A 24,078-nucleotide genomic window follows, 5' to 3' on the forward strand; every position below is an offset into this window, starting at 1 on the left:
CGAGCGGGTCGGACGTGACACCATGGTCAGCCGTGAGCCAAGAGTCGACGGGTCAGAACAGAGCGCCGCGCGCCGTCGCGAGCGGGCCGGGCGCGTTGCCGACGGTGGCGATGATCGGCGGTGGGCAGCTCGCGCGGATGACGCACCAGGCCGCGATCGCGCTGGGGCAGCGGCTCCGGGTGTTGGCGGCCTCGGCCGACGAACCCGCGGCACTCGTCACCCCCGACGTCGTGCTCGGCTCCCACGACGACCTCGACGACCTGCGACGGGTCGCCGCGGGCGCGGTCGCGGTCACCTTCGATCACGAGGGGGTCCCGACCGACCTCCTGCACGCGCTGGTGGCCGAGGGCGTGAACGTGCTGCCGCCGCCCGAGGCGCTCATCCATGCGCAGGACAAGTCCGTGATGCGCCGCAGACTGTCGGAGATGGGGCTGCCGGTTCCCGACTTCGTCGACCTCGACGGCCCCGACGCCGAGGCGACGCTGCGCGACTTCTTCGCCCGCCACGACGGGCGCGTCGTGCTCAAGGCGATCCGCGGCGGGTACGACGGTCGCGGCGTGTGGATGCCCGACGACCTCGACGACGCCGTCGCGGTGCTGACACGATCGGTCGCCGACGGCACGCCCTTGCTGGCCGAGGCCCGGGTCGCGATGCGCCGCGAACTGTCGGCGATGGTGGCGCGCTCGCCGTTCGGTCAGGGCGCGGTGTGGCCGGTGGTGGAGACCGTGCAGCGCAACGGGCAGTGTGCGGTCGTGATCGCCCCCGCACCGGATCTCTCCGACGAGCTCGCCACCCAGGCGCAGACGATCGCGCTGCGACTGGCGAACGAACTCGGCGTCGTCGGGGTGATGGCGGTCGAGTTGTTCGAGACACAGGACGGCCACCTGTCGATCAACGAGCTCGCGATGCGTCCGCACAACAGCGGTCACTGGTCGATGGACGGGGCGGTCACCGGGCAGTTCGAGCAGCACCTGCGTGCGGTCCTCGACTATCCGTTGGGGGACACCCGCGCCCGTGCGGAGGTCACCGTGATGGCCAACATCCTCGGCGCCGACTCGGCGCCGGAGATGTCGATGGACGAGCGGTGCCACCACCTGATGGCCCGGATGCCCGACGCCCGCGTGCACCTGTACGCGAAAGGTGAACGGCCCGAACGCAAGATCGGTCACGTCAACATTGTCGGTGCACCCGGCGACGATGTCGCGGCCGTGCGCGAACGCGCCGAGCGGGCGGCGCACTGGATGTCGACCGCGGTGTGGACCGACGGGTGGGATGAACATGGGCGGGAATGAGCTGGGCGGGATGAGCACTGGCGGGAATGAGCCGGATGGGATGAACACGATGGATGATGCGACGCGACCCGATCCGATCGCCCCCGATCCGGCCGGCACGAGTCCCTCGGGTCCCCGTGTGGGCCTCATCATGGGCAGCGATTCCGACTGGCCGACGATGGAGGCCGCTGCCGAGGCGCTCGCCGAGTTCGAGGTGCCGTTCGAGGTGGGTGTCGTCTCGGCGCACCGCACCCCGCAGCGCATGCTCGACTACGCCGCCGGGGCCGCCGACCGCGGCATCTCGGTGATCATCGCCGGTGCCGGCGGCGCCGCGCACCTGCCGGGAATGGTGGCCTCGGCCACGCCGCTGCCGGTGATCGGTGTCCCCGTGCCGCTGAAGTATCTCGACGGCATGGACTCGCTGTTGTCGATCGTGCAGATGCCGGCCGGGGTGCCGGTGGCGACGGTGTCGATCGGTGGGGCCCGCAACGCGGGGCTGCTGGCGGTGCGGATCATCGCCACCGCCGACCCGGTCCTGCTGGCCCGGATGCAGGCGTTCCAGCGCAACCTCGAACAGATGGTCCTCGAGAAGGACGCGGCGTTGCGCCGCACCCTCATCGGCGACTGACGCCGCGCTACCCGGTGGGCAGCAGTCGCCGTCGGAAGAGATCGAGCACCTCGTCGAGAGCCGCACGCGTCGGTTCGCCCGGAGCGTCGACGAGATGCTCGGTGAGCACCGAGTGCGGCGGGGCCAGTGCGTCGGGGTTCGCCGCGTCGTCGGGGATCTCGATCGCGGTGAACGCGTCGCCGAGTTGTTCGGCGAGCCACCGAAAGCGCGCGGGAGGGCAGGCGCGATCGCCCGCGAACCGCAGTCCCAGCACGCCGAGATCGCCGGTGGCGCAGCGGTTCTTGACCGTGGCGAGGTCGGCGGGGGAGATGTCGATGTTGTGGGTGCGATTCCGGCTGACGCCGAACGGCAACGACGGCTGCGACAGCACCGGCGCGATGAGGCGGTCGTCGGCGGCCATGGCGAGCGCGAACCCTCCGGTGAAACACATGCCGACCGCGCCGATGCCGGGACCGCCGCAGCGCTCGTGCTCGGCCGCACCGAGGGCGCGCAGCCACCGCACCACCGGTGACGACTTGCCGGTCGCCAGCACCGTGAACTCGCGGCTGATGCAGGCCGGGACGATGGCGCGGGCGATCGTCGACACCGCCCCGAGTGCGGGGATGCGCGCGTCGAGGGGGTCCTTGCCGTCGACGCCGAACAGGTGTGGCATGACCGCGGTCAGTCCCACGCCGGCCACGGTGCGCGCGAACCCCGCGACCGCGGGGGTGATGCCCGGCATCTCGGAGATGACGATCACCGCGGGCCCCGTCCCGAGTCGGTACACCGGTGCGGTGCGTCCCTCGGCGGAGAACTCGATGCGGTCGAAGTCGGCGAGGGAGTCATTCGTCACGGGGTCCTCCGGGGGCTGTCGGCATGGCGCAAGCGTCGCAGAGTGCGTGCCGTCACACCAGCGTCGCGCCGGTTACCGCCCGGTAACACTCGTCGGGTCGAGGGTTAGCATGGGAGGTGACACATCACATTTGAGGAGACGCGACATGTCCGGCAACCCAGATTTCGACCTCTTCGCGCTGCCGGAGGAGCACGAGGCGCTGCGCGAGGCCATCCGCGCGTTGTCGGAGAAGGAGATCGAGCCGCACGCGGCCGACGTCGACGAGAACTCCCGCTTCCCGCAGGAGGCCCTCGATGCCCTCAACGCATCGGGCTTCAACGCGATCCACGTCCCCGAGGAGTTCGAGGGACAGGGTGGCGATTCGGTCGCCGCCTGCATCGTGATCGAGGAGGTCGCCCGCGTCGACGCGTCGGCCTCGCTGATCCCCGCGGTCAACAAGCTCGGCACGATGGGCCTGATCCTCAGCGGATCCGACGAACTCAAGAAGCAGGTCCTGCCCGACATCGCCTCCGGTGGTCTGCTCGCCTCCTACGGTCTGTCCGAGCGTGAGGCCGGTTCCGACGCCGCCTCCATGCGGACCCGGGCCAAGAAGACCTCCGAGGGCTGGGTCCTCAACGGCGGCAAGGCGTGGATCACCAACGGCGGCAAGTCGACCTGGTACACCGTCATGGCCGTGACCGATCCCGAGCAGGGCTCGAACGGCATCTCGGCGTTCATGGTGCACAAGGACGATCCGGGTTTCTCGACCGGTGGCTACGAGCGCAAGCTCGGTATCAAGGGCTCGCCCACCGCGGAGCTCTACTTCGAGAACTGTGAGATCCCCGCCGATCGCCTCATCGGCGAGGAGGGCACCGGGTTCAAGACCGCGTTGCAGACCCTCGATCACACCCGTCCCACGATCGGCGCGCAGGCGGTCGGCATCGCGCAGGGCGCGCTCGACAAGACCATCGAGTACGTCAAGGAGCGCAAGCAGTTCGGCAAGACGATCTCGCAGTTCCAGGGCGTCGAGTTCATGATCGCCGACATGGCGATGAAGGTGGAGGCCGCGCGACTCATGGTCTACACCTCCGCGGCACGCGCTGAACGCGGCGAGCCCAACCTCGGCTTCATCTCCTCGGCCTCGAAGTGCTTCGCCTCCGATGTCGCGATGTCGGTCACCACCGACGCGGTGCAGTTGTTCGGCGGCGCGGGCTACACCCGTGACTTCCCGGTGGAGCGGATGATGCGCGACGCCAAGATCACGCAGATCTACGAGGGCACGAACCAGATCCAGCGGGTCGTGATGTCGCGCGCGCTGCTGCGCTGACCTCCGCCCACCCCACTACGGACACGGGCGGCCGTCTCACGACAGTGAGACGGTCGCCTTTTCCGTGTCGGCACGCCCCGCCATCGCATGGGCGTCGGCGTGGGAGACGTGGACCAGGCTCCCGCCGACGACAGGTGTCGCGAGCACGCCGCGGATGAGGCCGTCGGCGGTGTCCCAGCGGCAGGTCGACATCACGCGGGAACCCGCGGTGATGGTGTCGGCCGCCGCCCGGGCGGTCGCGGCGGTGACGATCTCGGAGACGGTGCGGCCGTCCAGCGCGGCGGGACCGCCCACGATCGGTGCGAACTGGTCGCCGTGCACCCGCACCCCCGACCCGAAGTCGGTGACGCCGATCGGGAGGTCGGCGACGGGGAGCGCGAACGGGTCGAGCGGTGCCACGACGACCTCGTCGACGTCGGCGTGCGCGTCGAGACGGTCGTGGGCGCAGAACGCGACCGACACCGACGGATCGCTGCCGAGCACCACCTCGGCACCGGCCCACCAGGCGCCGAGCAGGATCGTGAACGTCTGCCAGTGCTCGGGCAGGTCGACGGCCACCCGGTCGCCGGGTGCCACGCCGATCTCGTCGCGCAGGAAGTTCGCCGTCTTCGCCGCCCAGTTCACCGCGGTCAGCGTCGACAGCTCGGTCCGTTCCCCGGAGGCATCGTCGTAGAAGGTGAACAGCGGGCTCGCGGGGTCGGTGGCCAGGGCCGGGCCGAACACCGCGTCGGTGACGGTGGCGACATCGGGCGCAGGACGAGTGCTCATGACGATGATCCTGTCGGTACGCGCCCGGGTCGGCTGCGACGGGGCAGCCGCCCGGGTCGGGGAGGGGTCAGTTGACGCAGGCCGGACCCGACCCCGACGCCGTGATCGGTGGTGTGGTGGTCGAAGTCGAGGTCACCCCCGCCGGTGTCGCGGCGGTGTCGGTGCTACCCGGCTGTGCGCCGGTGTCGGTGATCGATCCCGGGCCGGTGTAGGCGTCGGTGAGCATCAGCTTGAGGTGTCCGGAGGGGATCGACGGATCGACCTGCACCGGCAGGCCGCCCATCTGGCGGGCGAGGTCGGTCGCCGCGGCGTTGCGTTCCGACGTCATGACCGCGCTGGTGGCGTCGGGGCTCGAGGCGTTGCCCGTGGTGCCGCGCAGGAACCCGCGGCTGGTGGCGATGTTGGAGACGTTCGTGGCGAGTCCGTCCACCGAGCCGGCGTTGACGACGTCGACGGTGTAGTCGGCCCGGTCGAGGCGACCGGGCGCGGGCTTCGTCAGCAGGGCGCTGGTCCACCGCTGCACCGCGACGGGGTTGACGGTGACGACGGATTGCTGCCCGTCCTCGCTCCATCCCTGCTCGTCGGTCACCGGGATGGTCGCGAACTTCACCTTGCCGCCGCTGAGGTCCTTGAGCTGCTCGACGAACTTGAGGATGTCCCAGTTGTCGTCGATCACGATCGACCGTGACACCGCCTGCTCGAGATCGGACAGCTTGCCGGGGTTGGTGAGCGTCCCCGCCGAGAGCACCTTCTGGGCCAGCGACGCCATGAACACCTGCTGCCGCACGATGCGGTCGAGGTCGCCCCGGGGGAGGTCGTGACGCTGGCGGACGAAGCTCAGGGCCTGAGCGCCGTCGAGGACCTGCCTGCCGGCCCGGAACCGCGCCCCCGACAACGGTTCGTCGACCGGGTTCTTGAGGCACACGTCGACGCCGCCGACGGCGTCGGTGAGCAGGACGAACCCGACCAGCCCGACCTCGGCGTAGTGGTCGACCTGCACCCCGGTGAGCTTCGCGACGGTGTCGATGAGCGCCTTGCGGCCGGCGGCGGTCGATTCGGTCTGGGCCTGTTCGGGCGAGGTGCCCGACTCGACGAGCGCCTCCCGGCGTGCCTCCTTCGTCGCCCCGTAGGCGGCGTTGATCTTGCTCATCCCGATACCCGGTACGTCGACGTAGGAGTCACGGGGGATCGAGATGGCCGTCGCCGACGAGCCGTCGTTGGGGATGCGGATCAGCAGGATGGTGTCGGTGTTGGTGGCGACCTCGTCGCCCGCGTGGAGCTTCGCGGCCTCGGCCGGCGACAGCGGGTTGCCCTGGGCATCGGTGCGGGAGTCGGTGCCGACCATGAGGATGTCGACGGCGCCGTCCTGGCCCGACCCCAGCGACAGACCGCCGAGCCGGGTGACGTTGTTCTCGAGGTCGGTGATGCCGTTCCACGCGTACCCGGTGAGGACGAGGACGGCGACCGACGCCAACGCGATCGCCAGCCGTCCGGCCATCGGTCCGCGACGCACCGCGGCGGCGTCCGGCGTGGGCGCGACGGGTCTGCGGGCTCCGGATGCCTTCGCCGTGGGTCGGGCGGCGGTGCGGGTGCCGGGCGTACCGGCAGCCGGAGGTGGGGTCCGGGGGATCGAGGACTGGGGAATCGAGGACTGGGTAGTCGAGGTGCGGGGGCTCGTGGCACGCGGGGCCGTGGTCCGTGACGCAGCCGGGCGGGCGCGGGGCCCGTCGGCCCGACCACCGCGCCGAGGGGCGGCACGACGACCGCGGGGGTCGTCGGGTGGCTGCTGCACGTGGGCCTCTCGATGTCGTGACGGGTGGGGCGGATGGGACAGACGGGTCTGGACGGAACCGATCTCACGGTACGTCCCCGAGGACCCCGAACCGGGGAACGCAACGCCGCACGGTCGGCGTCGTTCCCCCGGACTCGCGCGAACGCGTCGATCGGTGGAGGCGGTGACCGGCCGATACGCTCGGTCGCGAGATGTGGGGTTGCGTCGAACGAGGGGACGGGGTCTACCGGTGATGAGCGACACACACGATCAGGACACGCAGGGACAGGCGGGGACTCGACCCGGCCGTCTCATCGTGATCGGTGCCGGCGGGCAGGTCGGCCGTCTGCTCGCCACCGGACCCGCAGCAGTGGCCATGGGTCGCGCGGACATCGACATCGCCGACGCCGCGCGAGTGGACCGCGCGCTCGGCGACCTCACCCCCGACGACGTCGTCGTCAACTGTGCGGCCCACACCGCGGTCGACGCGGCCGAGACCGACGTCGAGGCGGCCCGGCTCGGCAACGAGATCGGTCCGGCGAACCTCGCGCGGGCGACCGCGCGGCACGGCGCGCGACTGATCCATCTCTCCACCGACTACGTGTTCCCCGATGCGGCGGGCGGTCGCCGGGTCCCGTGGGAACCCGGCGACCTCGATCCCGAGGCGCAGCCGGCGTCGGTCTACGGCCGCACCAAGCTCGCCGGTGAACGCGCCGTCGCCGGGATCGACCCGCGCGCGACCGTCGTGCGGACGGCATGGGTCTACACCGGCGCACGCGGCGGCAGCGACTTCGTCGCCACGATGCGCCGCCTCGAGGCCGAACGCGACACGGTGTCGGTGGTCGACGACCAGGTCGGATCACCCACCTACGCCGTCGATCTCGCGGCCGGGTTGCTCGCGCTCGCCGACCGTCCCGACCTCACGGGCGCGACCCTGCACGCGACCAACGCCGGGAGCTGCTCGTGGTTCGACCTCGCCCGTGCGGTGTTCGACGGGGTGGGCGCCGATCCGCAGCGGGTGACCCCCACGACGACCGCGGCGTTCCCCCGCCCCGCGCCCCGCCCGTCCTATTCGGTTCTGTCGGGTCGGTCATGGGCGGCCGCGGGGCTACCGCCGCTGCGCGGCTGGCGTGCCGGACTCACCGCGGCGCTGGCCGCAGACGGTGTGGCCGGGCCGAGTGTGTGAGAACCCGCCCGGGCGGTCGGTCGGCGACGGTTGGTTACCCTTGCCCGGTGACTGACCTGGCTGTGGTGACCGTGACCTACTCGTCGGGGGACCATCTCACCGCCTTTCTCCGCAGCCTGCGCACCGCGACCACCGTCGACCACCGGGTGATCATCGCCGACAACGGATCGACCGACGGCGCCCCCGAGGCCGCCGAACGCGAGTTCGACAACGTCACCCTCGTCGACACCGGCGCCAACATCGGCTACGGCGGTGCCGCGAACCGCGCGGTCGCCGAGGTCGACCCCGCGGTCGAGTTCGTGATCGTGGCCAACCCCGACGTCGAATGGACCCCGGGGTCCATCGACGAACTCCTCGCCGTCGCGCGCCGCCGTCCGCGCGCCGGATCGATCGGCCCGCTGATCCGCGAACCCGACGGCACCGTCTACCCCTCCGCCCGGCGCGTTCCCGACCTGGTGTCGGGAACCGGGCACGCCGTCCTGGGCAAGGTGTGGAAGTCCAACCCCTGGACCGCCGGCTACCGCCAGCAGGACGCCGACATCGCCGAACGGACCGTCGGGTGGCTGTCGGGATCGTGCCTGCTGCTCCGTCGCGCCGCCTTCGACTCCATCGACGGGTTCGACTCCCGCTACTTCATGTACATGGAGGACGTCGACCTCGGCGACCGTCTGGCGCGGTCCGGGTGGCTCAACGTCTACGCGCCGAGCGCCGAGGTGATCCACCGCAAGGGGCACGTCGCCGGCGAACACCCCGAACTGATGCTGCCCGCCCACCACCAGAGCGCCTACCGCTTCCAGGCCGATCGCCATCCGGGCGCCCGGTGGGCGCCGTTGCGCGCGGGGCTCGGTGCGGGCCTGTGGGTCCGGTCGAAGGTGGCGGTGGCCTCGGCCCGCCGGGCCGCGAGAAACCGCGCGGACTCGCCTACTGTGAACGCAGTTCAACCACCCACGATGGAGGCATGAGTGGCACCGACCGATGGCGACATCACGCACACCGGCACACCTGATGGCAGTGTCCAGGCCGTGATCCTGGTGGGCGGCAAGGGAACACGGCTGCGGCCGCTCACCCTGTCGGCACCCAAGCCGATGCTTCCCACCGCCGGCATGCCGTTTCTCACCCACCTGCTGTCGCGGATCGGTGCCGCGGGCATCACCGACGTGGTGCTCGGTACGTCGTTCAAGGCCGAGGTGTTCGCCGAACACTTCGGTGACGGCTCGAAGCTCGGCATGCGTCTGTCGTATGTGACCGAGACCGAGCCCCTGGGCACCGGTGGGGCGATCCGCAACGTGCTCCCCGAGCTCACCGCGGACACGATCCTCGTCTTCAACGGGGATGTGTTGGGCGGCACCGACGTCCGTGCGGTGCTCGACACCCATCACTCGTCGGGTGCCGACGTCACGATCCACCTGGTGCGTGTCGGCGATCCGCGTGCGTTCGGGTGTGTCCCGACCGACGACGACGGTCGCGTCACGGCGTTCCTGGAGAAGACGCAGGATCCGCCGACCGATCAGATCAACGCGGGGTGCTACGTCTTCAAGCGGTCGGTGATCGAGGAGATCGACGCCGGCCGACCGGTCTCGGTGGAACGTGAGGTGTTCCCCGGTCTGCTCGCGCACGGCAGGCACGTCCACGCCCACGTCGACACCGGCTACTGGCGCGACATGGGGACCCCGGAGGACTTCGTACAGGGTTCGGCGGATCTGGTGCGGGGCATCGCGCCGTCGCCGGCGTTGTCGGGGCCGCGCGGTGAGTCCCTCGTGCACGAGGGTGCCGGCGTCGCACCCGGCGCCGTCCTCGTCGGCGGCACGGTCGTCGGGCGCGGAGCCGAGATCGGTGCCCGCGCACGACTCGACGGTGCGGTGGTCTTCGACGGCGCCGTGATCGAGGCCGGAGCGGTCGTGGAGCGCAGCATCATCGGGTTCGGTGCCCGTATCGGTCCCCGGGCGTTGGTGCGCGACGGGGTCATCGGCGACGGCGCCGACATCGGTGCGCGGTGCGAACTGCTGCGTGGCGCACGCGTGTGGCCGGGGGTCACGATCCCCGACGGTGGGGTGCGGTTCTCCACCGACGTGTGATGACGCGACCCATGATCGATCCGGACCGAGCCGTCACCCGGTTCGTCGCCGTGGGGGACTCGTTCCCCGAGGGTGTCGGCGACGACGAACCGTTGTGCCCCAACGGTGTCCGTGGGTGGGCGGACCGCACCGCGGAGGTGCTCGCACGTCGTGCGGCGCGTCGCGGTGACGAGCCGCTGCGCTACGCGAACCTCGCGATCCGTGGGAAGTTGCTCGGTCCGGTGGTGGCCGATCAGCTCGACCCCGCACTGCATATGGCGCCGGATCTGGTGGCGATCTGCGCGGGCGTCAACGATCTGCTCCGCCCGTCGGTCGACATCGACGACCTCATGGCGCGATACGACTCCGCGATCGGGGCGCTGGCCGACACCGGTGCACTGGTGTTCACGTTCACCGCGTTCGACACCGCGGCCCGACCGCTCTTCGCCGCGCTGCGTGGGCGTTTCGCGATCTACAACGAACTACTGCGCGAGATCGCCGATCGCCGCGGGGTCCATCTGGTCGACTTCTGGCGGATGCGCGAGTTCGCCGATCGGCGGATGTGGGAGTTCGACCGGATGCACCTGTCGCCGGCCGGCCACCACCAGATGGCGATCTGCGTGCTCGAATCCCTGGGCGTGGCCCACGATCTCGTCCCCGTCACCTTCGGTCCCGCGGAGGAGATCTCGGCCGCACAGCGCCGGAAGGGCAACCGACAGTGGGCGACCCAGGCCGCGGCGCCGTGGATCGGGCGTCGCCTGCGGGGTCGGTCGCGCGGGGACAACATGACGCCGAAGTATCCCGAGCTCACCGAGCTGGCGCCCACGCCCTAGGTGTAGCGACCCGCCCGGGCGTCGGTCATGCGTCGTCGGTCGGGGCGGTGCGTGCGGCGGCGAGCAGACCGCGGCCGAGCGGGATGACGACCGGCAGCAGACCGTCGTCCTCGGAGATCATCAGGGCCGCGGTGCGGGCGGCCGAGGTCTCGGGGTCGGTCTGCGACGGGTCGGCGATCCGCCCGTCGGCGGTGGCGTCGTGCACCAGCAACACGCCGCCGGGCCGCAGGAGTCGGAGCCCCTCGGTGACGTAGCGCGGTTGGTCGATGACGGCGCCGTCGACGAACACCACGTCGTAGGACGCGTCGGCGAGGCGCGGCAGGACGTCGGCGGCGCGACCGTTGATCAGGCGGGTCCGCGACGAGGCGACGCCGGCGGCGGCGAAGGCCACCCTGGCGGCCCGCTGGTGCTCGGAGTCGGGATCGATGGTGGTGAGCACCCCGTCGGCCCGCATCCCGGCGAGCAACCAGAGACCACTCACACCGGCACCGGTACCGATCTCGACCACGTTGCGGGCATCGGTCAGCCGGGTCAGCAGGCAGAGAGTCGCGCCGACGGCGGGGGAGACGGCGGCCGCACCGAGTTCGTGGGCGCGTTCTCGCGCGGCGAGGAGGGTGTCGTCCTCGGCGATCGCCGATTCGGCGTACTCGCGGAGCGATTCATGGCCGGGGTCGCGGGTCGGCGGGTCGGTCGGCTGGTCACCGGGGGTGTCGGACACGCAGACAGGTTAACCGTCACGGGTCGCTCGATCGGCCAGGTCGGGGTCGTCTGCGCGTGGCGGCGACGGATGGTCGGTGCCGTTACGGGGCCTCGTCGTGACTCTCAGGCAACGCTCAGGCCACTCATACGGCTCACATACCCCGATGTACCAGAGTCATGGACAACGACACAGCGATCGTCACCGCGGGACACCGCGGACCGCGTCGGTTCGGGAACATCCCGGACCATGACGAGGTTCTCCTGGCAGAGATGACATCCCGCGCGTCGACCCCGAGAGGAAGTGGAGCCGCGCACATGATCGACACCCCCCGATCCGCCGACATCGCAGACCACACGCAGGCCACGGCCGAGACCGTCGCGTCCACCGAGTCCGTCGCGGGGGAGCGATCGGGCACCGCGCGGTTCGACGAGACCGGTGACGGTGCGCTCATGCCGTCGTGGGACGAGTTGGTCCGCGAGCACGCCGACCGCGTCTACCGCCTCGCCTACCGCCTGTCGGGCAATCAGCACGACGCCGAGGACCTGACCCAGGAGACGTTCATCCGGGTCTTCCGGTCGCTGTCGAACTACCGTCCCGGCACCTTCGAGGGCTGGCTGCACCGCATCACCACCAACCTGTTCCTCGACATGGTCCGCCGTCGCGCGAAGATCCGTATGGAGGCGCTGCCCGAGGACTACGAGCGCGTCCCCGGTTCGGCGCCCGATCCGGGCCGCGCGTACGACGAGGCGAACCTCGACCCCGATCTGCAGCAGGCCCTCGACGCCTTGGCGCCGGAGTTCCGTGCGGCGGTCGTCCTGTGTGACATCGAGGGGCTGTCCTACGAGGAGATCGCGACGACGCTCGGGGTGAAGCTGGGCACGGTGCGCAGTCGCATCCACCGCGGTCGGCAGGCCATCCGCGACCACCTCGCCGCCAACGGCCACACCAGCAGCCGCTCGGTCACCACCTCGATCTGATCCCGGCGGCCCGCGGGGAGCCGTCCGGCGGGAACCCGGCGGGGTCGGTGATCGTTGTCCCCTCGGTGCCGGACACACGACACCGCCGAGAGCTTTCGCTATCGTGGGGCACGCCCGCGGCTCGTCGCTCTCGGGTTTCGACCGTGAGAGACCGCCGACTCGAAGGGGTGATGACCGTGGACCGGCTACGAGGTCCGTTCGGCCCCGATCCTGACGATGCAGATCAGCGTGACGCAGGTTCTCGTGAACGCCGAACGTCTCGGCGTCCGGCGTCGTCGTCGCTGTCGCCGAACACCGACTACCGCGCGCCCGGTTCGGCCGGAGGGCGTTCGTTCGCCCCCACCGACCATCTCGCCACCGAGGCCGTCGCCGCCTACGTCGACGGCGAACTGCGCATGAACGCGCACCTGCGCGCCGCGCGTCACATCGCGGCCTGCGCCGAGTGCGCCGCCGAGGTCGACGCGCAGGGCGCGGCACGTACCGCCCTGCGTGGCTGCGCGGACATCACCATGCCCCTGGGTCTGTTGGGTGCCCTGGCCGACATCCCGAGCCGGGAGATCGATCTGCGCAGCGCCCTGGAGCGTTCGCGCGACACCGATCGCCGCAACCCCGATCGCGGTGGACCGCTGTCGGCTCCCGGTTTCCCCGTGCATCGTCCGAGCCGTTGGCGCCATCGGTGATCCCGGCCCCGGCCGAGGGCATCACGCGATGACCCCGCCCCCACCCGACGACACGGCGGAGACGTCCTCGCTTGGCCAGTCGGAGACGTCCTCGTCCGGCCAGTCGGAGGCGTCCTCGGATGTCTCCCCGGTGAACACGTCGAAGACCGATCCGGGTGCGGGTCCGCGCCGGGGCCGGCACTCGCCGGTGTCGCCGCAGACCGCCGCGGTGTTCGGTCGACCTGCGGGTGTCGACGGTTCGTTCGCCGCCCCCGAGCATCAGCGCGCGCGGGCCGTGCAACCGGTGGTCGGTGCACCCGATCCCGTTCTGCGGGAGGCGTTCTCCCGTCCACCGGGCGCCGATGAGGCCGTGCAGCGTGATCCCGACTCGCGCTACGGCGAGACCGTCATGCCGTCGACGCCCCCCGACCCCTGGCGTGATCCGGCGAGCGTGGCCGGTCTCGACGCACCGGCGCTGGCCGCCGCACCGGCGCCCACCCCGGTGTTGCCCGGCGCGAAGCTCGGCGTCCGCGAACTGCTCTTCGACCGCATCGTCAGCTGGCGGGCGTTGGCGATCCTCGCCGTCGTCGCCCTGGCGGTCGGTCTGGTCGGCGGCCTGTTCGGTCGCCTGACCGCCGAGGTCGTGCCGCCCCTGCACTCGAGCACGGTCTCCCTCGGCAACGGCGACAACGCCCCGCGGGCCGGCGGCGGACGTGTCGCGCAGGTCGCACAGGCGGTGGAGAGGGCGGTGGTCGCGATCAACGTCCGGACCGCGAACTCGATCGGCACCGGTTCCGGGGTCGTCCTCGACAAGTCCGGTTACATCGTCACCAACAACCACGTCATCTCCCAGGCCGCGACCGAGCGCGCGTCGCTCGAGGTGACGTTCTTCGACCGTCAGCGGGTCCCGGCCCGCATCGTCGGTCGCGACATCCGGACCGACCTCGCGGTCATCAAGGTCGACGGCGTCGACAACCTGACGGTCGCATCTCTGGGGAACTCCGCGGATCTCGAGATCGGCCAGGAGGTCATCGCGTTCGGTTCACCGTTGGGTCTCGACCGCACCGTCACGAGCGGGATCGTGAGCGCGACGCATCGCGCGGTACCGCTCCGCCCGGACGACACGTCCGACACCGACGCGGTGATCGACGGCATCCAGACCGACGCCGCCATCAACCCCGGCAACTCCGGTGGGCCGCTCGTCGACGACAACGCGCGCGTCGTCGGGATCAACACCGCGGGTCTCGTGCCCGGTGGCGGTTCCATCGGTCTCGGCTTCGCGATCCCGATCGACGAGGCGCGCACGGTGGCGCAGGCGCTCATCCGCGACGGCAAGGTCACCCACGCCCAGATAGGTGTCAGCGCCAGCTCGGTGCGCAACGACAAGGTCCTCGGCGCGCGTATCGGCAACATCGTCGGTGGCTCCCCGGCGGCGGGTGCGGGTCTGCGCGAGGGCGACGTCATCACCGAGTTCGACAACCGTCCCATCGACGGTGCCGACGAGCTCACGGTCGCGGTCCGGACCTCGACCATCGGCAAGTCGGTGCCGCTGAGCTACTGGCGAGACGGTCGAACCTTCACCGCGTCCATCACGCCCGCGGCCGACTGAGTAGCCTGCAACTGTGTTCAGCAGTGTCGGATGGGGCGAGCTCCTGGTACTCCTGGTGGCCGGTCTGGTCATCCTCGGACCGGAGCGGTTGCCCGGTGCCGTCAGTTGGACGATGAAGTCGCTGCGTCAGGTGCGCGAGTACGCGGCCGGGGCGACCAACCAGCTCAAGGACGACCTCGGACCGGATTTCGAGGACTTTCGCAAACCGCTGGCCGAGCTCAACGAGCTGCGGGGGATGACGCCGCGGTCGCTGATCACCAAGCACCTGCTCGACGGCGACGACTCGTTCTTCTCGGGCAACTTCGATGACGACACCCGGATCAAACCCGTCTCGGCACCCATGCCCGAGATCAACCCGACCCCGGCGCCCGCACTGACGACCGACGGTCCCGGCCCGTCGCTCACCAAGAAGACCTCGCCGGACCTGTCGAAGGCGGCGAGACCGGACGCCGAGAAACCGGCGCCACGCACGCCGACGCCGGATCAGCCGACGAAGCGCTCGGTCGTCGACTGGGACGCAACCTAGCGGTCCGGACTCCGGGCGGTCAGGCGTTGCGCGCGGTGTCGATGCCCAGCGACATCCCCGCCAGGCCCCGACGACGTACGGCGAGGCGCTGGGCGATGTCACGCAACGCGGCCCCGGCAGGTGATGTCGGGTCGGAGAGCACGAGCGGCACGCCGCTGTCGCCACCCTCGCGCAGCGCTGTCTCCAACGGTATCGAGCCGAGCAGGGCGACCTCCGAGCCGACCGCGCGGGTGAGCCGTTCGGCCACCAACGCGCCGCCGCCGGAACCGAACGGCTCGATGCGGCTGCCGTCGGGCAGTTCCATCCACGACATGTTCTCCACCACGCCGGCGATCTTCTGTCGTGTCTGCAGTGCGATCGCCCCGGCGCGCTCGGCGACCTCGGCGGCGGCCTGCTGGGGAGTGGTGACCACGAGGATCTCGGCCCCGGGGATCAGCTGGGCGATGGAGATGGCGATGTCGCCGGTGCCCGGCGGGAGATCGAGGAGCAGCACGTCGAGGTCGCCCCAGTAGACGTCGGCGAGGAACTGCTGCAGGGCGCGGTGCAGCATCGGCCCGCGCCACACGACCGGCGTGTTGCCGCTGGTGAACTGGGCGATGGAGATGAACTTCACGCCGTGCGCCATGGGCGGCATGATCATCTTCTCGACCTGTGTGGGCTTGGCGTCGTTGCCCATCATCCGGGGCACCGAATGGCCGTAGATGTCGGCGTCGAGGACGCCCACGGTGAGACCGCGTTCGGCGAGGGCGGCCGCGAGGTTGACGGTGACGCTGGACTTGCCGACACCGCCCTTGCCCGAAGCGACGGCGTACACGCGGGTCAGCGATCCGGGTTGGGCGAACGGGATCACCGGTTCGGCCCGGTCGCCGCGCAACGACTTGCGCAGTTCGGTGCGCTGCTCGTCGTCCATCACGTCGAGTTCCACCCGCACCGCACCGACGCCGGGGACGTCGGAGGCGGCGGTCGTGACGCGCTCGGTGATCTCGGTGCGCAGGGGGCAGCCCGACGTCGTGAGGTAGATCCCGATGTCGACGCTGCCGTCGTCGGCCACGGTGACCGACTTCAGCATGCCGAGGTCGGTGATCGGTTTCCCGATCTCGGGGTCGGTCACCTTGGCCAGGGCGGTGCGGATCGCGGATTCGGTGTCGTCGTTCATCGTCACTCAGCGTATCCGCCGGCGAGCGACCCCTGATCCGCCGGTGGGCGAGCGGGCGGTTCTACGGTGCGAGGGCCAGCGACGGTGTGGGCCGCAGGGTGAGCGAACGGATCACACACGGTCCGGTGGGCGCGGCCGCCGCGGTCAGGGCGCCGCTGAGCTCGCCGGCGAGCCCGATCGGACCGCACCGCGTACCGAGGGCGTCGACACCCACACCGGTGACCTCGACGGTGGTCGGGCCGGTCGGGGTGATCGTCCAGGGGAGCGCCGCGGTACGGGCGATGGCGCAGAGCGGGTTCTGTCCGCTCAGCACGGCCTTGCCGACCGTCGCCGACGTGCCGTCGGGGGCGACCGTGACCGTGAGGTCGACGGTGCAGGACACCGGTCCGGCCGGCGAGGTCACCGCGATCGTGGCCGGGACATCGAAGGCGGCCTTCGCCAGGCGCAGGCGTGCGGTCGGTGCCGGTGGTGTCGCGCCGGGTGCGCCGGGCGTCGGGGAGGCGCCGGGCGCTCCCGACGGTGCCGGCGGCGTGCCGGGTGCACCGGGTGTCGGCGCGGCGCTGGTCGCGGGTCGCTTGACCTCCAGGACCGATGCGGTCGGCACCGCGCCCGTCGCGTAGGCCAGAGCCCAGGTCAGGACGTTCGAGACGTACTCGAGGGAGTTGTTGTAGCGGAGTACGGCGGCGACGCGGTGCTGGGGGCTCATGATGTCGCTGACCCCGGCGCACAGGTACCGACCCGCGGAGTAGGTGGCGTCGAAGATGTTGTTCGGGTCGGCCCGGCCGTCGCCGTTGCCGTCGGATCCCCAGGCCGCCCAGGTACTGGGGATGAACTGCATCGGACCCATGGCGCGATCGTGGACCGGGTCGCCGTCGATGGCTCCGCGGTCGGTGTCGGTGATGACCGCGTTGCCCGCGAGACTGCCGTCGAGCACCGGACCGGCGATGGGGTTGATCGTGGTGCCCGAGGCGTCGACCGATCCGTCGCCGGCGTGCCCGGACTCGATGCGGCCGATGCCGGCCAGGAGGAACCACGGCAGCTTGCACACAGGGTTCTCGGCGCCGACGCGGTCGGCGGCGAGCTTGTAGGCGCGCAGCATGATCCCCGGGATCCCCAGGGGGCCCGAGGGCAGTGCGGGGGCGAGGGTGCGCACGCCGGCTGTGACCACACCCACCCCCGTGGCGGTCGCGGGTGCGGCGGGCGGGGCGAAGCCCAGCGTGCGGGGGGCGGAGTCGACGATCGCCGCGGCGGGGGTGACCTCGGCGGCGGCCAGGGCCGACGCCGGTTGACGCTGCGCACTCGAGGTCGCGGCCCCGAGGACGAAGACGCCGACCAGCAGTGTCGCGACCCCCATCGGGACGTAGCGGGCGGCGTTCATGGAGGGCCGCCCGGAACGTCCCCCTCGACCGGATTCACGGGCACGTTGTCGCGCCAGGGCCGCGTCGATGACACCTCGGGACTGCACAGGGGCACCGCTTTCTCACACACGAGTTCGCCGACGGGACAGTCGACTTCGACGGTGGCGTGTCGATCGCGCCCGGTCGGTACCGTCCCCCGGACCGGGCTGTGATCCACGATACATATGGGACGAGCGTGCGGGAGGCGAACGGTCAGGTACGCGGTCCCCGGCGGTGATCGGTGTCGGAGGCGTCGGCGTTCTCGGGGTCGCGGAGCGCCACGCGGAGCTCGGTCAGCAGGTCGTCGAGTTCACGTCGCAGGTAGTCGCGGGTCACGGTGTCGCCGACGGCGAGGCGCACCGCGGCGAGCTCGCGGGCGAGGAACTCGGTGTCGGCCTTGGTCTGTTCCGCGCGCATCCGGTCCTCCTCGAGGGCCACCCGGTCGCGGTTCTCCTGACGGTTCTGGGCCAACAGGATCAACGGTGCCGCGTAGGCGGCCTGGGTCGAGAACGCGAGGTTGAGCAGGATGAACGGGTAGGGATCCCACTGGATGCTCAGCGCCACCATGTTCAGTGCGATCCACACGATGACCACGACGGTCTGGATGGCGAGGTAGCGGCCGGTGCCGAGGAACCGAGCGAGTCGTTCGCTGTACACACCGACGATGTCGGCGTCGAGATGGAACGGCAGACGGCGCCGGCCCTTCGTCGGGGTGTCGAGGCGGCGTCCGCCCCGTGCGGAGGAGTCGGGGCTCACGACAGGCCTCCCCGCACCCTCGACCGGCCCGCGGCGACGGTGTCGTCGTCGTCGGGTTCGTTCTCACGCCAGTCCTCGGGCAGCAGATGGTCGAGGAGGTCGTCGACGGTGACCGCACCGAGGAGGTGCCCCTCGGCGTCGACGACCGGTCCGCACACGAGGTTGTAGGTGGCGAAGTAGCGGGTCACCGCCTCGAGCGAGTCCTCGGGACCCAGTCGTGCGAGGTCGGTGTCAAGGATGCCGCCGACGAGGTCGGCCGGCGGTTCGCGCAGCAGCGCCTGCAGGTGCACGCACCCGAGGTACTTCCCGGTCGGCGTGGCCGTCGGCGGGCGGACCACGAAGGTCAGGCTCGCCGACGCCGGGGTGAGGTCGGGGTTGCGCGCACGGGCCAGCGCCTCGGCGATGGTCGTGCTGGCCGTCACGATGAGCGGCTCGGGTGTCATGAGGCCACCGGCGGTGTCGGGGGAGTGCGACAGCAGCCGTCGCACCGGCGCCGATTCCTCGGGGTCCATCCGCTGCAGGAGGGCCTCGGCCTCGGTGTCGGGCAGCTCACCGAGGAGGTCGGCGGCATCGTCGGGATCCATCGCCTCGAGGACGTCGGCGGCCCGGTCGACCTCCATCCGGCCGATCAGTTCGGTCTGGTCGTCGACGGGGAGCTCCTGGATCACGTCGGCGAGGCGTTCGTCGTCGAGGGCCCCGGCGATCTCCTGGCGGCGTTTGGAGGGCAGCTCCCGCAGGGCGTTGGCGACGTCGGCCGCGCGCATCCCCTCGAACTGCGAGAGTGCCTGCGTCACACCCTGTCCGGGCTGCTCGAGGCTGCTGTGGGTGAGACCGCGCACCGACGACCAGCCCACCACGTGGGTCTCGCCGCGTCGGCCGAGTCGCGAGCGGGTGCCGCGCAGCGCGACCCGGGAGATCACCCAGTCGCGGGTGCGGTTGCGCTCGATGCCCAGGTCGACCACGTGCATGTCGGCGCCGGCGAGTTCGGGGAGATCGGGGTCGACGACCTGCACGCGACTGTCGAGGATCTGCCCGATCGCCAGCGACTCGCCGGGACGCAGGTTCAGCCGCCGCATGCTCACGGTGCCGGTGTTGAGGTTCACCGACGTCGGTTCGATGCTGGTCACCCGCAGCATGGGCACGAAGATGCGTCGCCGGGTGCTGAGTTCGACCGCCAGACCGAGTGCCCGCGGTGGGGCCGAGTCGAAGCGCAGCGACAGGACGAGATCGCGTACCCGACCTATCGACTCGCCGTCGGGGCCCAGGACCGCGAGGCCCGCGAGCCTGGCCACGAACACCTTGCTCACTGCTGCCATGGCTGACAGGGTAGTGCGAGCCCTCGGCTGGTCGACGTGGTGTGTCGATGATGACACCCGGGCGGACCGTGATGCCGGAATACCGACCGCGATGCCGGGATCTCCAGAGACCGTGGCGTCGTCGACGTGACGGGAGACGCGATGGATCGGGTGGACCCCCGGGGTGTGTTGCGCCGATCGGTCCTGGCGGTGCCAGGCAGTTCGGCGGCCATGCTCACCAAGGCGCGGGCGCTGTCGGCCGACGAGGTGTTCTGCGATCTCGAGGACGCCGTGGCCCCCGACGCGAAGGTCGCCGCCCGGGCCGCGGTCGTCGACGCCCTCAACGCCGACGACTGGCGATGCGCGCGACGGGCCGTGCGGGTCAACGCGTGGTCGACGCCGTGGACCCATGCCGACGTGATCGACGTCGTCGCCGGGGCGGGCGCCCGCCTCCACTCCGTCGTGCTGCCGAAGGTCGGTCGGGGTGCCGACGTGATCGCACTCGACCTCCTCCTCACCCAGCTCGAACGGATCCACGACCTCCCGGTGGGCGCCATCGGCATCCAGGCCCAGATCGAGGACGCTAGGGCGCTGCGTCGGATCGACGAGATCGCTTCCGCCAGTGTGCGTCTCGAAGCGTTGGTACTCGGCCCGGCGGACATGGCGGCGAGCCTGGGCATGCGCACCCTCACCACCGGTGAACAGCCGCAGGGGTACACACTCGGCGACGCCCACCACCATGTGCTGATGAGTGTGTTGGTGGCGGCCCGTGCGCACGGGCTCGCGGCCGTCGACGGACCGTATCTGGCTTTCGACGCGCCGGATCGACTGCGCGCCATCGCCTCTGCTGCCGCAGCACTCGGTTACGACGGCAAGTGGGTCATCCACCCGTCGCAGATCGCCGTCGTCAACGAGGTCTTCACACCCCGCCAGGCCGACTACGACGCGGCCGAGGACCTGCTCGACGCCTACGCCACGGCCACGTCGACGGCGGGCGGAGCCCGCGGCGCGGTGCGGCACCGCGGTGAGATGATCGACGAGGCGAGTGCGGCGATGGCGACCGCGCTCGCACGCACCGGACGCGCCGCGGGTCTCACCCGGACGCCGCCGGGCGACGACCGCACCACCTGAGCACGACAGCGAGCGAGAACCACTGCGACCGCGAACCACCATCGACCGAGCGCGACGACGAAGGGCACGACATGACCAACCCGATCCGACCCGGAGGACGCGAGGCCCCGGGGCTGCCCACACCCCCGTCGGGCTGGCCCATCGGTTCCTACCGCACCTACGCCGAGGCGCAGAAGGCTGTCGACTACCTCTCCGACGCCGAGTTCCCGGTGCAGGACGTGACGATCGTCGGAGTCGATCTCATGCAGGTCGAGCGCGTGCTCGGTCGACTCACCTGGGGCAAGGTCATCGGTGGCGGTGTCGCCTCGGGCGCGTGGCTCGGCCTGTTCTTCGGTCTGCTGCTGAGCCTGGTCGTCACCGGGAGCATTGTGGTGCCCATCGCCTTCGGCATCATCGGGGGCATCGTGTTCGGCGTCATCTCGACGTCCATCCCGTATGCGGCCACGCGTGGCACCCGCGACTTCGCCTCCACGATGCAACTGGTGGCGGGTCGTTATGACGTGATCTGCGATCCCAAGAGCGCCCCGCAGGCGCGCGATCTGCTGGCCCGTACCACCATCTGAGGTCCGAATGTGCCCGTTCGGGCATCTGATGGGACCCGCGGCGTCGATTCCGACACGAGTTGGCACGTTCATGCCGAATGTGTTGCGCGTCACGAATTGCCACCTATAACGTAACGCCTCAGGCATTCGAAGGTGCACGCCGAGGTCGACGCGTGCGCTCCGGTCGCAAGGAGGCGTACGTGGCGGGCAAGGGACACACCAGCGGGAGCGGTAGGCGGGCGAAACTCGCCGTCGCCGCTCTCGCGGCCGCAGCGGTCGTGCTGCCGGCGGTGAGCGCGTGCGGATCCGGGTACACACCCCGGACGCTCAACGCGTACGCACCGGCCGACGGTGCCTCATTCATCGAGCAGGTCGGCAAGAAGTGCAGTGCCGCATCGAACGGCGAGTACAACATCGTCACCCACGCGCTGCCCAAGGCCGCCGACGACCAGCGGCTGCAGCTGGCGCGACGGCTCGCGGGCAACGACGCCGGACTCGACCTCATGGGCATGGACGTCGTGTGGACCGCCGAGTTCGCCGACGCCGGTTGGCTCGAACCCGTTCCCCAGGATCTGGTCTCCGACATCAGCTCGCAGTCGCTGCCCGGCCCGTTGGAGACCGCGGAGTGGAAGACCAAGTCCGACAATGCCAAGCGGCTCTACGCGATCCCGACGTGGACCAACACGCAGCTGCTCTGGTTCCGCCCGGACATCCTCAAGCAGTACCTGGGGTCGACGAAGGCACCCTCGACGTGGGACGAGGTCCTCGCGGCGAACGAGAAGATCCGCACGGCCTGGAAGGGTCCCGGCGCGGCACCGAGTTACATCGAGGTCCAGGGCGCGCAGTACGAGGGACTCATGGTGTGGTTCAACACACTTCTCACCAGCGCGGGCGGTTCAGTGGTCGACGCCAACGATCCGACCAAGATCACGCTGAACGACACCCCGGCACACCGCGCCGCCACCGAGAAGGCGCTCGAGATCATGCGTTCGGTCGCCCGCGCCCCCGGTGCCGACCCGTCGCTGAGCAACAACAAGGAGAACGAGGGACGCCTCGCCATGGAGAACGGCCTGGCGACCTTCCAGATCAACTACCCCTTCGTGTTCCCCAGCATGCGGTCGAACGCCGCATCCGGTGACGTCGCGTTCTTCCCCGAGATGAAGAAGTACGCCAACCTCTACGCCGATCCCGACAACCCGCCGAAGGACTCCGAGCTCGGACCGGTGAACCAACTGGTGCGCACCCGATTCGACTTCGCGCGCTACCCCGGTGTTACCTCCGGCAGTCCGGCGAAGGTCACCGTGGGTGGGGTGAACCTCGCCGTCGCGAGCACCTCGAAGCAGAAGTCGTTGGCGTTCAAGGCGGCTGCGTGTCTGACGAACTCCGACGCGCAGAAGGTCTACTCGATCAGTGGCGGCACACCCCCCACGATCGCGTCGATCTACGACGATCCCGACTTCAAGCAGACCTACCCGATGGGCGACGACATCAAGGCCCAGCTCGAGTCGAACGCGTCGTCGAACCGGCCGGCATCGCCGGTCTACCAGGCGATCTCGACGCTGCTCGTCGCGAAGCTCAGCCCTCCCGGTGGACTCGATCCGAAGAGCGGTGTGGATGTGCTGGCCGACCAGGTCCGCAAGGCAATCGACGGTAAGGGACTGATTCCATGACAGCGGCGGATGGGGGCCTCTCACAGCCCCGGGGACGTCACGCGCGCAGCGAGGCCGACCGGCCCGCGCCCACGACCGTGGCGCGCACGAAGACCGCCGGCGCGCCGCCCACGGCGAAGAACGTCAGTGACGGCAAGACGGCCGATCGGCGCCTCGGGCTGCTGCTGATCGCGCCGGCCGCGATCGTGATGCTGGTCGTCACGGGGTACCCGATCGTGTACTCGGTGTACCTCAGCCTGTTCAAGGCGAGCCTGTCGGCGCCGGGCAAGAGCGAGTTCGTCTGGTTCACCAACTACGTGACCGCGCTCAGCGACAGCTACTGGTGGACCGCGTTCGGGATCACCCTGGGCATCACCGTGGTCTCGGTCGCCATCGAGTTCGTGCTGGGCCTGGCGATCGCACTCGTCATGCACCGCACCATCTTCGGCAAGGGACTCGTCCGCACGGTCGTGCTCATCCCGTACGGCATCGTCACCGTCGCCGCCGCGTTCTCGTGGTACTACGCGTGGACGCCGGAGACGGGCTACCTGGCGAACCTGCTGCCCGCCGGGTCGGCTCCGCTGACCCACCAGCTGCCGTCGCTGGCGGTGATCGTCCTCGCCGAGGTGTGGAAGACGACACCGTTCATGGCGCTGCTGTTGCTGGCCGGTCTCGCGCTCGTCCCCGACGACCTGCTCAAGGCGGCCCAGGTCGACGGGGCGGGGGCGTGGACGCGGTTGATCCGCATCACGATCCCGTTGATGAAGCCGGCCATCCTGGTCGCGCTGCTGTTCCGCACCCTCGACGCGTTCCGGATCTTCGACAACATCTACGTGCTGACGAAGGGCGCGAACACCACCTACTCGGTGTCCGTCCTGGGATACGACAACCTGTTCAAGGCGTTCAATCTCGGTGTCGGCTCGGCGATCAGCGTGCTGATCTTCCTGGCCGTCGCGATCATCGCCGCACTGTTCATCAAGGGATTCGGTGCGTCGGCGCCCGGATCCGACAACGAGGGGCGGTAGCGCCGGA

23 protein-coding genes are annotated in these 24,078 nt (G+C 70.5%); 15 read left to right on the forward strand and 8 right to left on the reverse strand.

Annotated features, from left to right (window positions below; translation table 11 throughout):
- Positions 1 to 32: 32 nt before the first annotated feature.
- Both OG579_RS21555 and purE read left to right on the forward strand, forming a co-directional pair.
- A complete protein-coding gene (locus OG579_RS21555) occupies positions 33 to 1,292 on the forward strand; it encodes a 5-(carboxyamino)imidazole ribonucleotide synthase (protein WP_408068711.1) in 1,260 nt (419 codons plus the stop codon).
- A 49-nt stretch (positions 1,293 to 1,341) separates the two neighbouring features.
- The gene (purE, locus tag OG579_RS21560) at positions 1,342 to 1,899 is read left to right on the forward strand and encodes a 5-(carboxyamino)imidazole ribonucleotide mutase (protein WP_328859321.1); all 558 of its coding nucleotides are present in this window, start codon (positions 1,342 to 1,344) and stop codon (positions 1,897 to 1,899) included.
- Between the two features lie 7 nt (positions 1,900 to 1,906).
- Here purE and OG579_RS21565 read toward each other — a convergent pair whose 3' ends face one another.
- Positions 1,907 to 2,731: a dienelactone hydrolase family protein gene (locus tag OG579_RS21565; RefSeq protein ID WP_328857610.1), complete on the reverse strand. Its 825-nt coding sequence runs from the start codon at positions 2,729 to 2,731 to the stop codon at positions 1,907 to 1,909.
- Positions 2,732 to 2,876: 145 nt separating this feature from the next.
- Between OG579_RS21565 and OG579_RS21570 the strand changes: the two genes are divergently transcribed.
- On the forward strand, positions 2,877 to 4,037 hold the full coding sequence (locus tag OG579_RS21570) for an acyl-CoA dehydrogenase (RefSeq protein WP_045822159.1): 1,161 nt from the start codon (positions 2,877 to 2,879) through the stop codon (positions 4,035 to 4,037).
- Positions 4,038 to 4,073: 36 nt separating this feature from the next.
- On the opposite strand, the gene OG579_RS21575 is transcribed toward OG579_RS21570, so the two are convergent.
- The gene (locus tag OG579_RS21575) at positions 4,074 to 4,805 is read right to left on the reverse strand and encodes a TIGR03089 family protein (RefSeq protein ID WP_328857611.1); all 732 of its coding nucleotides are present in this window, start codon (positions 4,803 to 4,805) and stop codon (positions 4,074 to 4,076) included.
- Between the two features lie 67 nt (positions 4,806 to 4,872).
- Positions 4,873 to 6,303: an LCP family protein gene (locus OG579_RS21580; protein WP_045822290.1), complete on the reverse strand. Its 1,431-nt coding sequence runs from the start codon at positions 6,301 to 6,303 to the stop codon at positions 4,873 to 4,875.
- 526 nt (positions 6,304 to 6,829) lie between these two features.
- Between OG579_RS21580 and rfbD the strand changes: the two genes are divergently transcribed.
- The 4 genes from rfbD to OG579_RS21600 are packed head-to-tail and all read left to right on the forward strand — an operon-like array spanning position 6,830 to position 10,649.
- Complete coding sequence (gene rfbD / locus OG579_RS21585; RefSeq protein ID WP_328857612.1) at positions 6,830 to 7,762, forward strand: dTDP-4-dehydrorhamnose reductase; 933 nt, start codon at positions 6,830 to 6,832, stop codon at positions 7,760 to 7,762.
- A 47-nt stretch (positions 7,763 to 7,809) separates the two neighbouring features.
- The gene (locus OG579_RS21590; protein ID WP_203225420.1) at positions 7,810 to 8,724 is read left to right on the forward strand and encodes a glycosyltransferase family 2 protein; all 915 of its coding nucleotides are present in this window, start codon (positions 7,810 to 7,812) and stop codon (positions 8,722 to 8,724) included.
- The gene (gene manB / locus OG579_RS21595) at positions 8,725 to 9,837 is read left to right on the forward strand and encodes a mannose-1-phosphate guanylyltransferase (RefSeq protein WP_238981203.1); all 1,113 of its coding nucleotides are present in this window, start codon (positions 8,725 to 8,727) and stop codon (positions 9,835 to 9,837) included. It abuts the gene before it with no gap.
- A gap of 11 nt (positions 9,838 to 9,848) precedes the next feature.
- The gene (locus OG579_RS21600; protein WP_045822292.1) at positions 9,849 to 10,649 is read left to right on the forward strand and encodes an SGNH/GDSL hydrolase family protein; all 801 of its coding nucleotides are present in this window, start codon (positions 9,849 to 9,851) and stop codon (positions 10,647 to 10,649) included.
- Positions 10,650 to 10,674: 25 nt separating this feature from the next.
- Here the strand turns inward: OG579_RS21600 and OG579_RS21605 are convergent, their stop codons facing one another.
- Positions 10,675 to 11,367 (reverse strand): O-methyltransferase, encoded by a 693-nt coding sequence (locus OG579_RS21605; protein WP_045822163.1) that lies wholly within the window; start codon positions 11,365 to 11,367, stop codon positions 10,675 to 10,677.
- Between the two features lie 296 nt (positions 11,368 to 11,663).
- Between OG579_RS21605 and sigE the strand changes: the two genes are divergently transcribed.
- The 4 genes from sigE to tatB all read left to right on the forward strand — a co-directional run bounded on the left by sigE (position 11,664) and on the right by tatB (position 15,120).
- Positions 11,664 to 12,326, forward strand: a complete 663-nt coding sequence (sigE, locus tag OG579_RS21610) for an RNA polymerase sigma factor SigE (RefSeq protein ID WP_045822293.1) — start codon at positions 11,664 to 11,666, stop codon at positions 12,324 to 12,326.
- Between the two features lie 170 nt (positions 12,327 to 12,496).
- A complete protein-coding gene (locus OG579_RS21615) occupies positions 12,497 to 13,006 on the forward strand; it encodes a hypothetical protein (protein WP_328857613.1) in 510 nt (169 codons plus the stop codon).
- 28 nt (positions 13,007 to 13,034) lie between these two features.
- The gene (locus OG579_RS21620) at positions 13,035 to 14,594 is read left to right on the forward strand and encodes a S1C family serine protease (protein ID WP_408068712.1); all 1,560 of its coding nucleotides are present in this window, start codon (positions 13,035 to 13,037) and stop codon (positions 14,592 to 14,594) included.
- Between the two features lie 13 nt (positions 14,595 to 14,607).
- Positions 14,608 to 15,120: a Sec-independent protein translocase protein TatB gene (gene tatB, locus OG579_RS21625; RefSeq protein WP_328857615.1), complete on the forward strand. Its 513-nt coding sequence runs from the start codon at positions 14,608 to 14,610 to the stop codon at positions 15,118 to 15,120.
- Positions 15,121 to 15,139: 19 nt separating this feature from the next.
- Here the strand turns inward: tatB and OG579_RS21630 are convergent, their stop codons facing one another.
- The 4 genes from OG579_RS21630 to OG579_RS21645 all read right to left on the reverse strand — a co-directional run bounded on the left by OG579_RS21630 (position 15,140) and on the right by OG579_RS21645 (position 19,745).
- On the reverse strand, positions 15,140 to 16,276 hold the full coding sequence (locus OG579_RS21630) for an Mrp/NBP35 family ATP-binding protein (protein ID WP_328857616.1): 1,137 nt from the start codon (positions 16,274 to 16,276) through the stop codon (positions 15,140 to 15,142).
- Positions 16,277 to 16,337: 61 nt separating this feature from the next.
- Positions 16,338 to 17,654, reverse strand: coding sequence for a lytic murein transglycosylase (locus OG579_RS22040; protein ID WP_408068713.1), 1,317 nt, complete (start codon positions 17,652 to 17,654; stop codon positions 16,338 to 16,340).
- Positions 17,655 to 17,886: 232 nt separating this feature from the next.
- Positions 17,887 to 18,429, reverse strand: coding sequence for a DUF1003 domain-containing protein (locus OG579_RS21640; RefSeq protein ID WP_045822168.1), 543 nt, complete (start codon positions 18,427 to 18,429; stop codon positions 17,887 to 17,889).
- Positions 18,426 to 19,745: a magnesium transporter MgtE N-terminal domain-containing protein gene (locus OG579_RS21645; protein ID WP_328857617.1), complete on the reverse strand. Its 1,320-nt coding sequence runs from the start codon at positions 19,743 to 19,745 to the stop codon at positions 18,426 to 18,428. Before OG579_RS21645 ends, OG579_RS21640 begins: the two co-directional genes overlap by 4 nt.
- A 141-nt stretch (positions 19,746 to 19,886) precedes the next feature.
- On the opposite strand from OG579_RS21645, the gene OG579_RS21650 reads away from it, so the two are divergent.
- The 4 genes from OG579_RS21650 (at position 19,887) to OG579_RS21665 (ending at position 24,071) form a co-directional block, all read left to right on the forward strand.
- Entirely contained in the window at positions 19,887 to 20,855 is a 969-nt protein-coding gene (locus OG579_RS21650; RefSeq protein WP_328857618.1) for an HpcH/HpaI aldolase/citrate lyase family protein, read from the forward strand.
- A gap of 71 nt (positions 20,856 to 20,926) precedes the next feature.
- Positions 20,927 to 21,418: a general stress protein gene (locus OG579_RS21655; RefSeq protein ID WP_045822170.1), complete on the forward strand. Its 492-nt coding sequence runs from the start codon at positions 20,927 to 20,929 to the stop codon at positions 21,416 to 21,418.
- Positions 21,419 to 21,495: 77 nt separating this feature from the next.
- Positions 21,496 to 23,067: an extracellular solute-binding protein gene (locus tag OG579_RS21660; RefSeq protein WP_408068714.1), complete on the forward strand. Its 1,572-nt coding sequence runs from the start codon at positions 21,496 to 21,498 to the stop codon at positions 23,065 to 23,067.
- Positions 23,064 to 24,071 (forward strand): carbohydrate ABC transporter permease, encoded by a 1,008-nt coding sequence (locus OG579_RS21665; protein ID WP_328857620.1) that lies wholly within the window; start codon positions 23,064 to 23,066, stop codon positions 24,069 to 24,071. The genes OG579_RS21660 and OG579_RS21665 overlap by 4 nt, the downstream gene beginning before the upstream one ends.
- The last annotated feature ends 7 nt before the right edge of the window (positions 24,072 to 24,078 follow it).

The organism is Williamsia herbipolensis, assembly GCF_036153515.1.
Taxonomy (GTDB): Bacteria; Actinomycetota; Actinomycetes; order Mycobacteriales; family Mycobacteriaceae; genus Williamsia_A; species Williamsia_A herbipolensis.

Excerpts from the sequence above, each read along its gene's own strand:
- OG579_RS21630 (WP_328857616.1), bottom strand. The coding sequence starts at position 16,276 with ATGAACGACGACACCGAATCCGCGATCCGCACCGCCCTGGCCAAGGTG.
- OG579_RS21580 (WP_045822290.1), bottom strand. The coding sequence starts at position 6,303 with ATGGCCGGACGGCTGGCGATCGCGTTGGCGTCGGTCGCCGTCCTCGTC.
- OG579_RS21600 (WP_045822292.1), top strand. The coding sequence starts at position 9,849 with ATGATCGATCCGGACCGAGCCGTCACCCGGTTCGTCGCCGTGGGGGAC.
- OG579_RS21615 (WP_328857613.1), top strand. The coding sequence starts at position 12,497 with ATGACCGTGGACCGGCTACGAGGTCCGTTCGGCCCCGATCCTGACGAT.
- OG579_RS21575 (WP_328857611.1), bottom strand. The coding sequence starts at position 4,805 with ATGAGCACTCGTCCTGCGCCCGATGTCGCCACCGTCACCGACGCGGTG.
- OG579_RS21650 (WP_328857618.1), top strand. The coding sequence starts at position 19,887 with ATGGATCGGGTGGACCCCCGGGGTGTGTTGCGCCGATCGGTCCTGGCG.
- OG579_RS22040 (WP_408068713.1), bottom strand. The coding sequence starts at position 17,654 with ATGAACGCCGCCCGCTACGTCCCGATGGGGGTCGCGACACTGCTGGTC.
- OG579_RS21645 (WP_328857617.1), bottom strand. The coding sequence starts at position 19,745 with ATGGCAGCAGTGAGCAAGGTGTTCGTGGCCAGGCTCGCGGGCCTCGCG.
- rfbD (WP_328857612.1), top strand. The coding sequence starts at position 6,830 with ATGAGCGACACACACGATCAGGACACGCAGGGACAGGCGGGGACTCGA.
- OG579_RS21665 (WP_328857620.1), top strand. The coding sequence starts at position 23,064 with ATGACAGCGGCGGATGGGGGCCTCTCACAGCCCCGGGGACGTCACGCG.
- OG579_RS21660 (WP_408068714.1), top strand. The coding sequence starts at position 21,496 with ATGTGTTGCGCGTCACGAATTGCCACCTATAACGTAACGCCTCAGGCA.
- purE (WP_328859321.1), top strand. The coding sequence starts at position 1,342 with ATGGATGATGCGACGCGACCCGATCCGATCGCCCCCGATCCGGCCGGC.
- OG579_RS21655 (WP_045822170.1), top strand. The coding sequence starts at position 20,927 with ATGACCAACCCGATCCGACCCGGAGGACGCGAGGCCCCGGGGCTGCCC.
- sigE (WP_045822293.1), top strand. The coding sequence starts at position 11,664 with ATGATCGACACCCCCCGATCCGCCGACATCGCAGACCACACGCAGGCC.
- OG579_RS21620 (WP_408068712.1), top strand. The coding sequence starts at position 13,035 with ATGACCCCGCCCCCACCCGACGACACGGCGGAGACGTCCTCGCTTGGC.
- OG579_RS21570 (WP_045822159.1), top strand. The coding sequence starts at position 2,877 with ATGTCCGGCAACCCAGATTTCGACCTCTTCGCGCTGCCGGAGGAGCAC.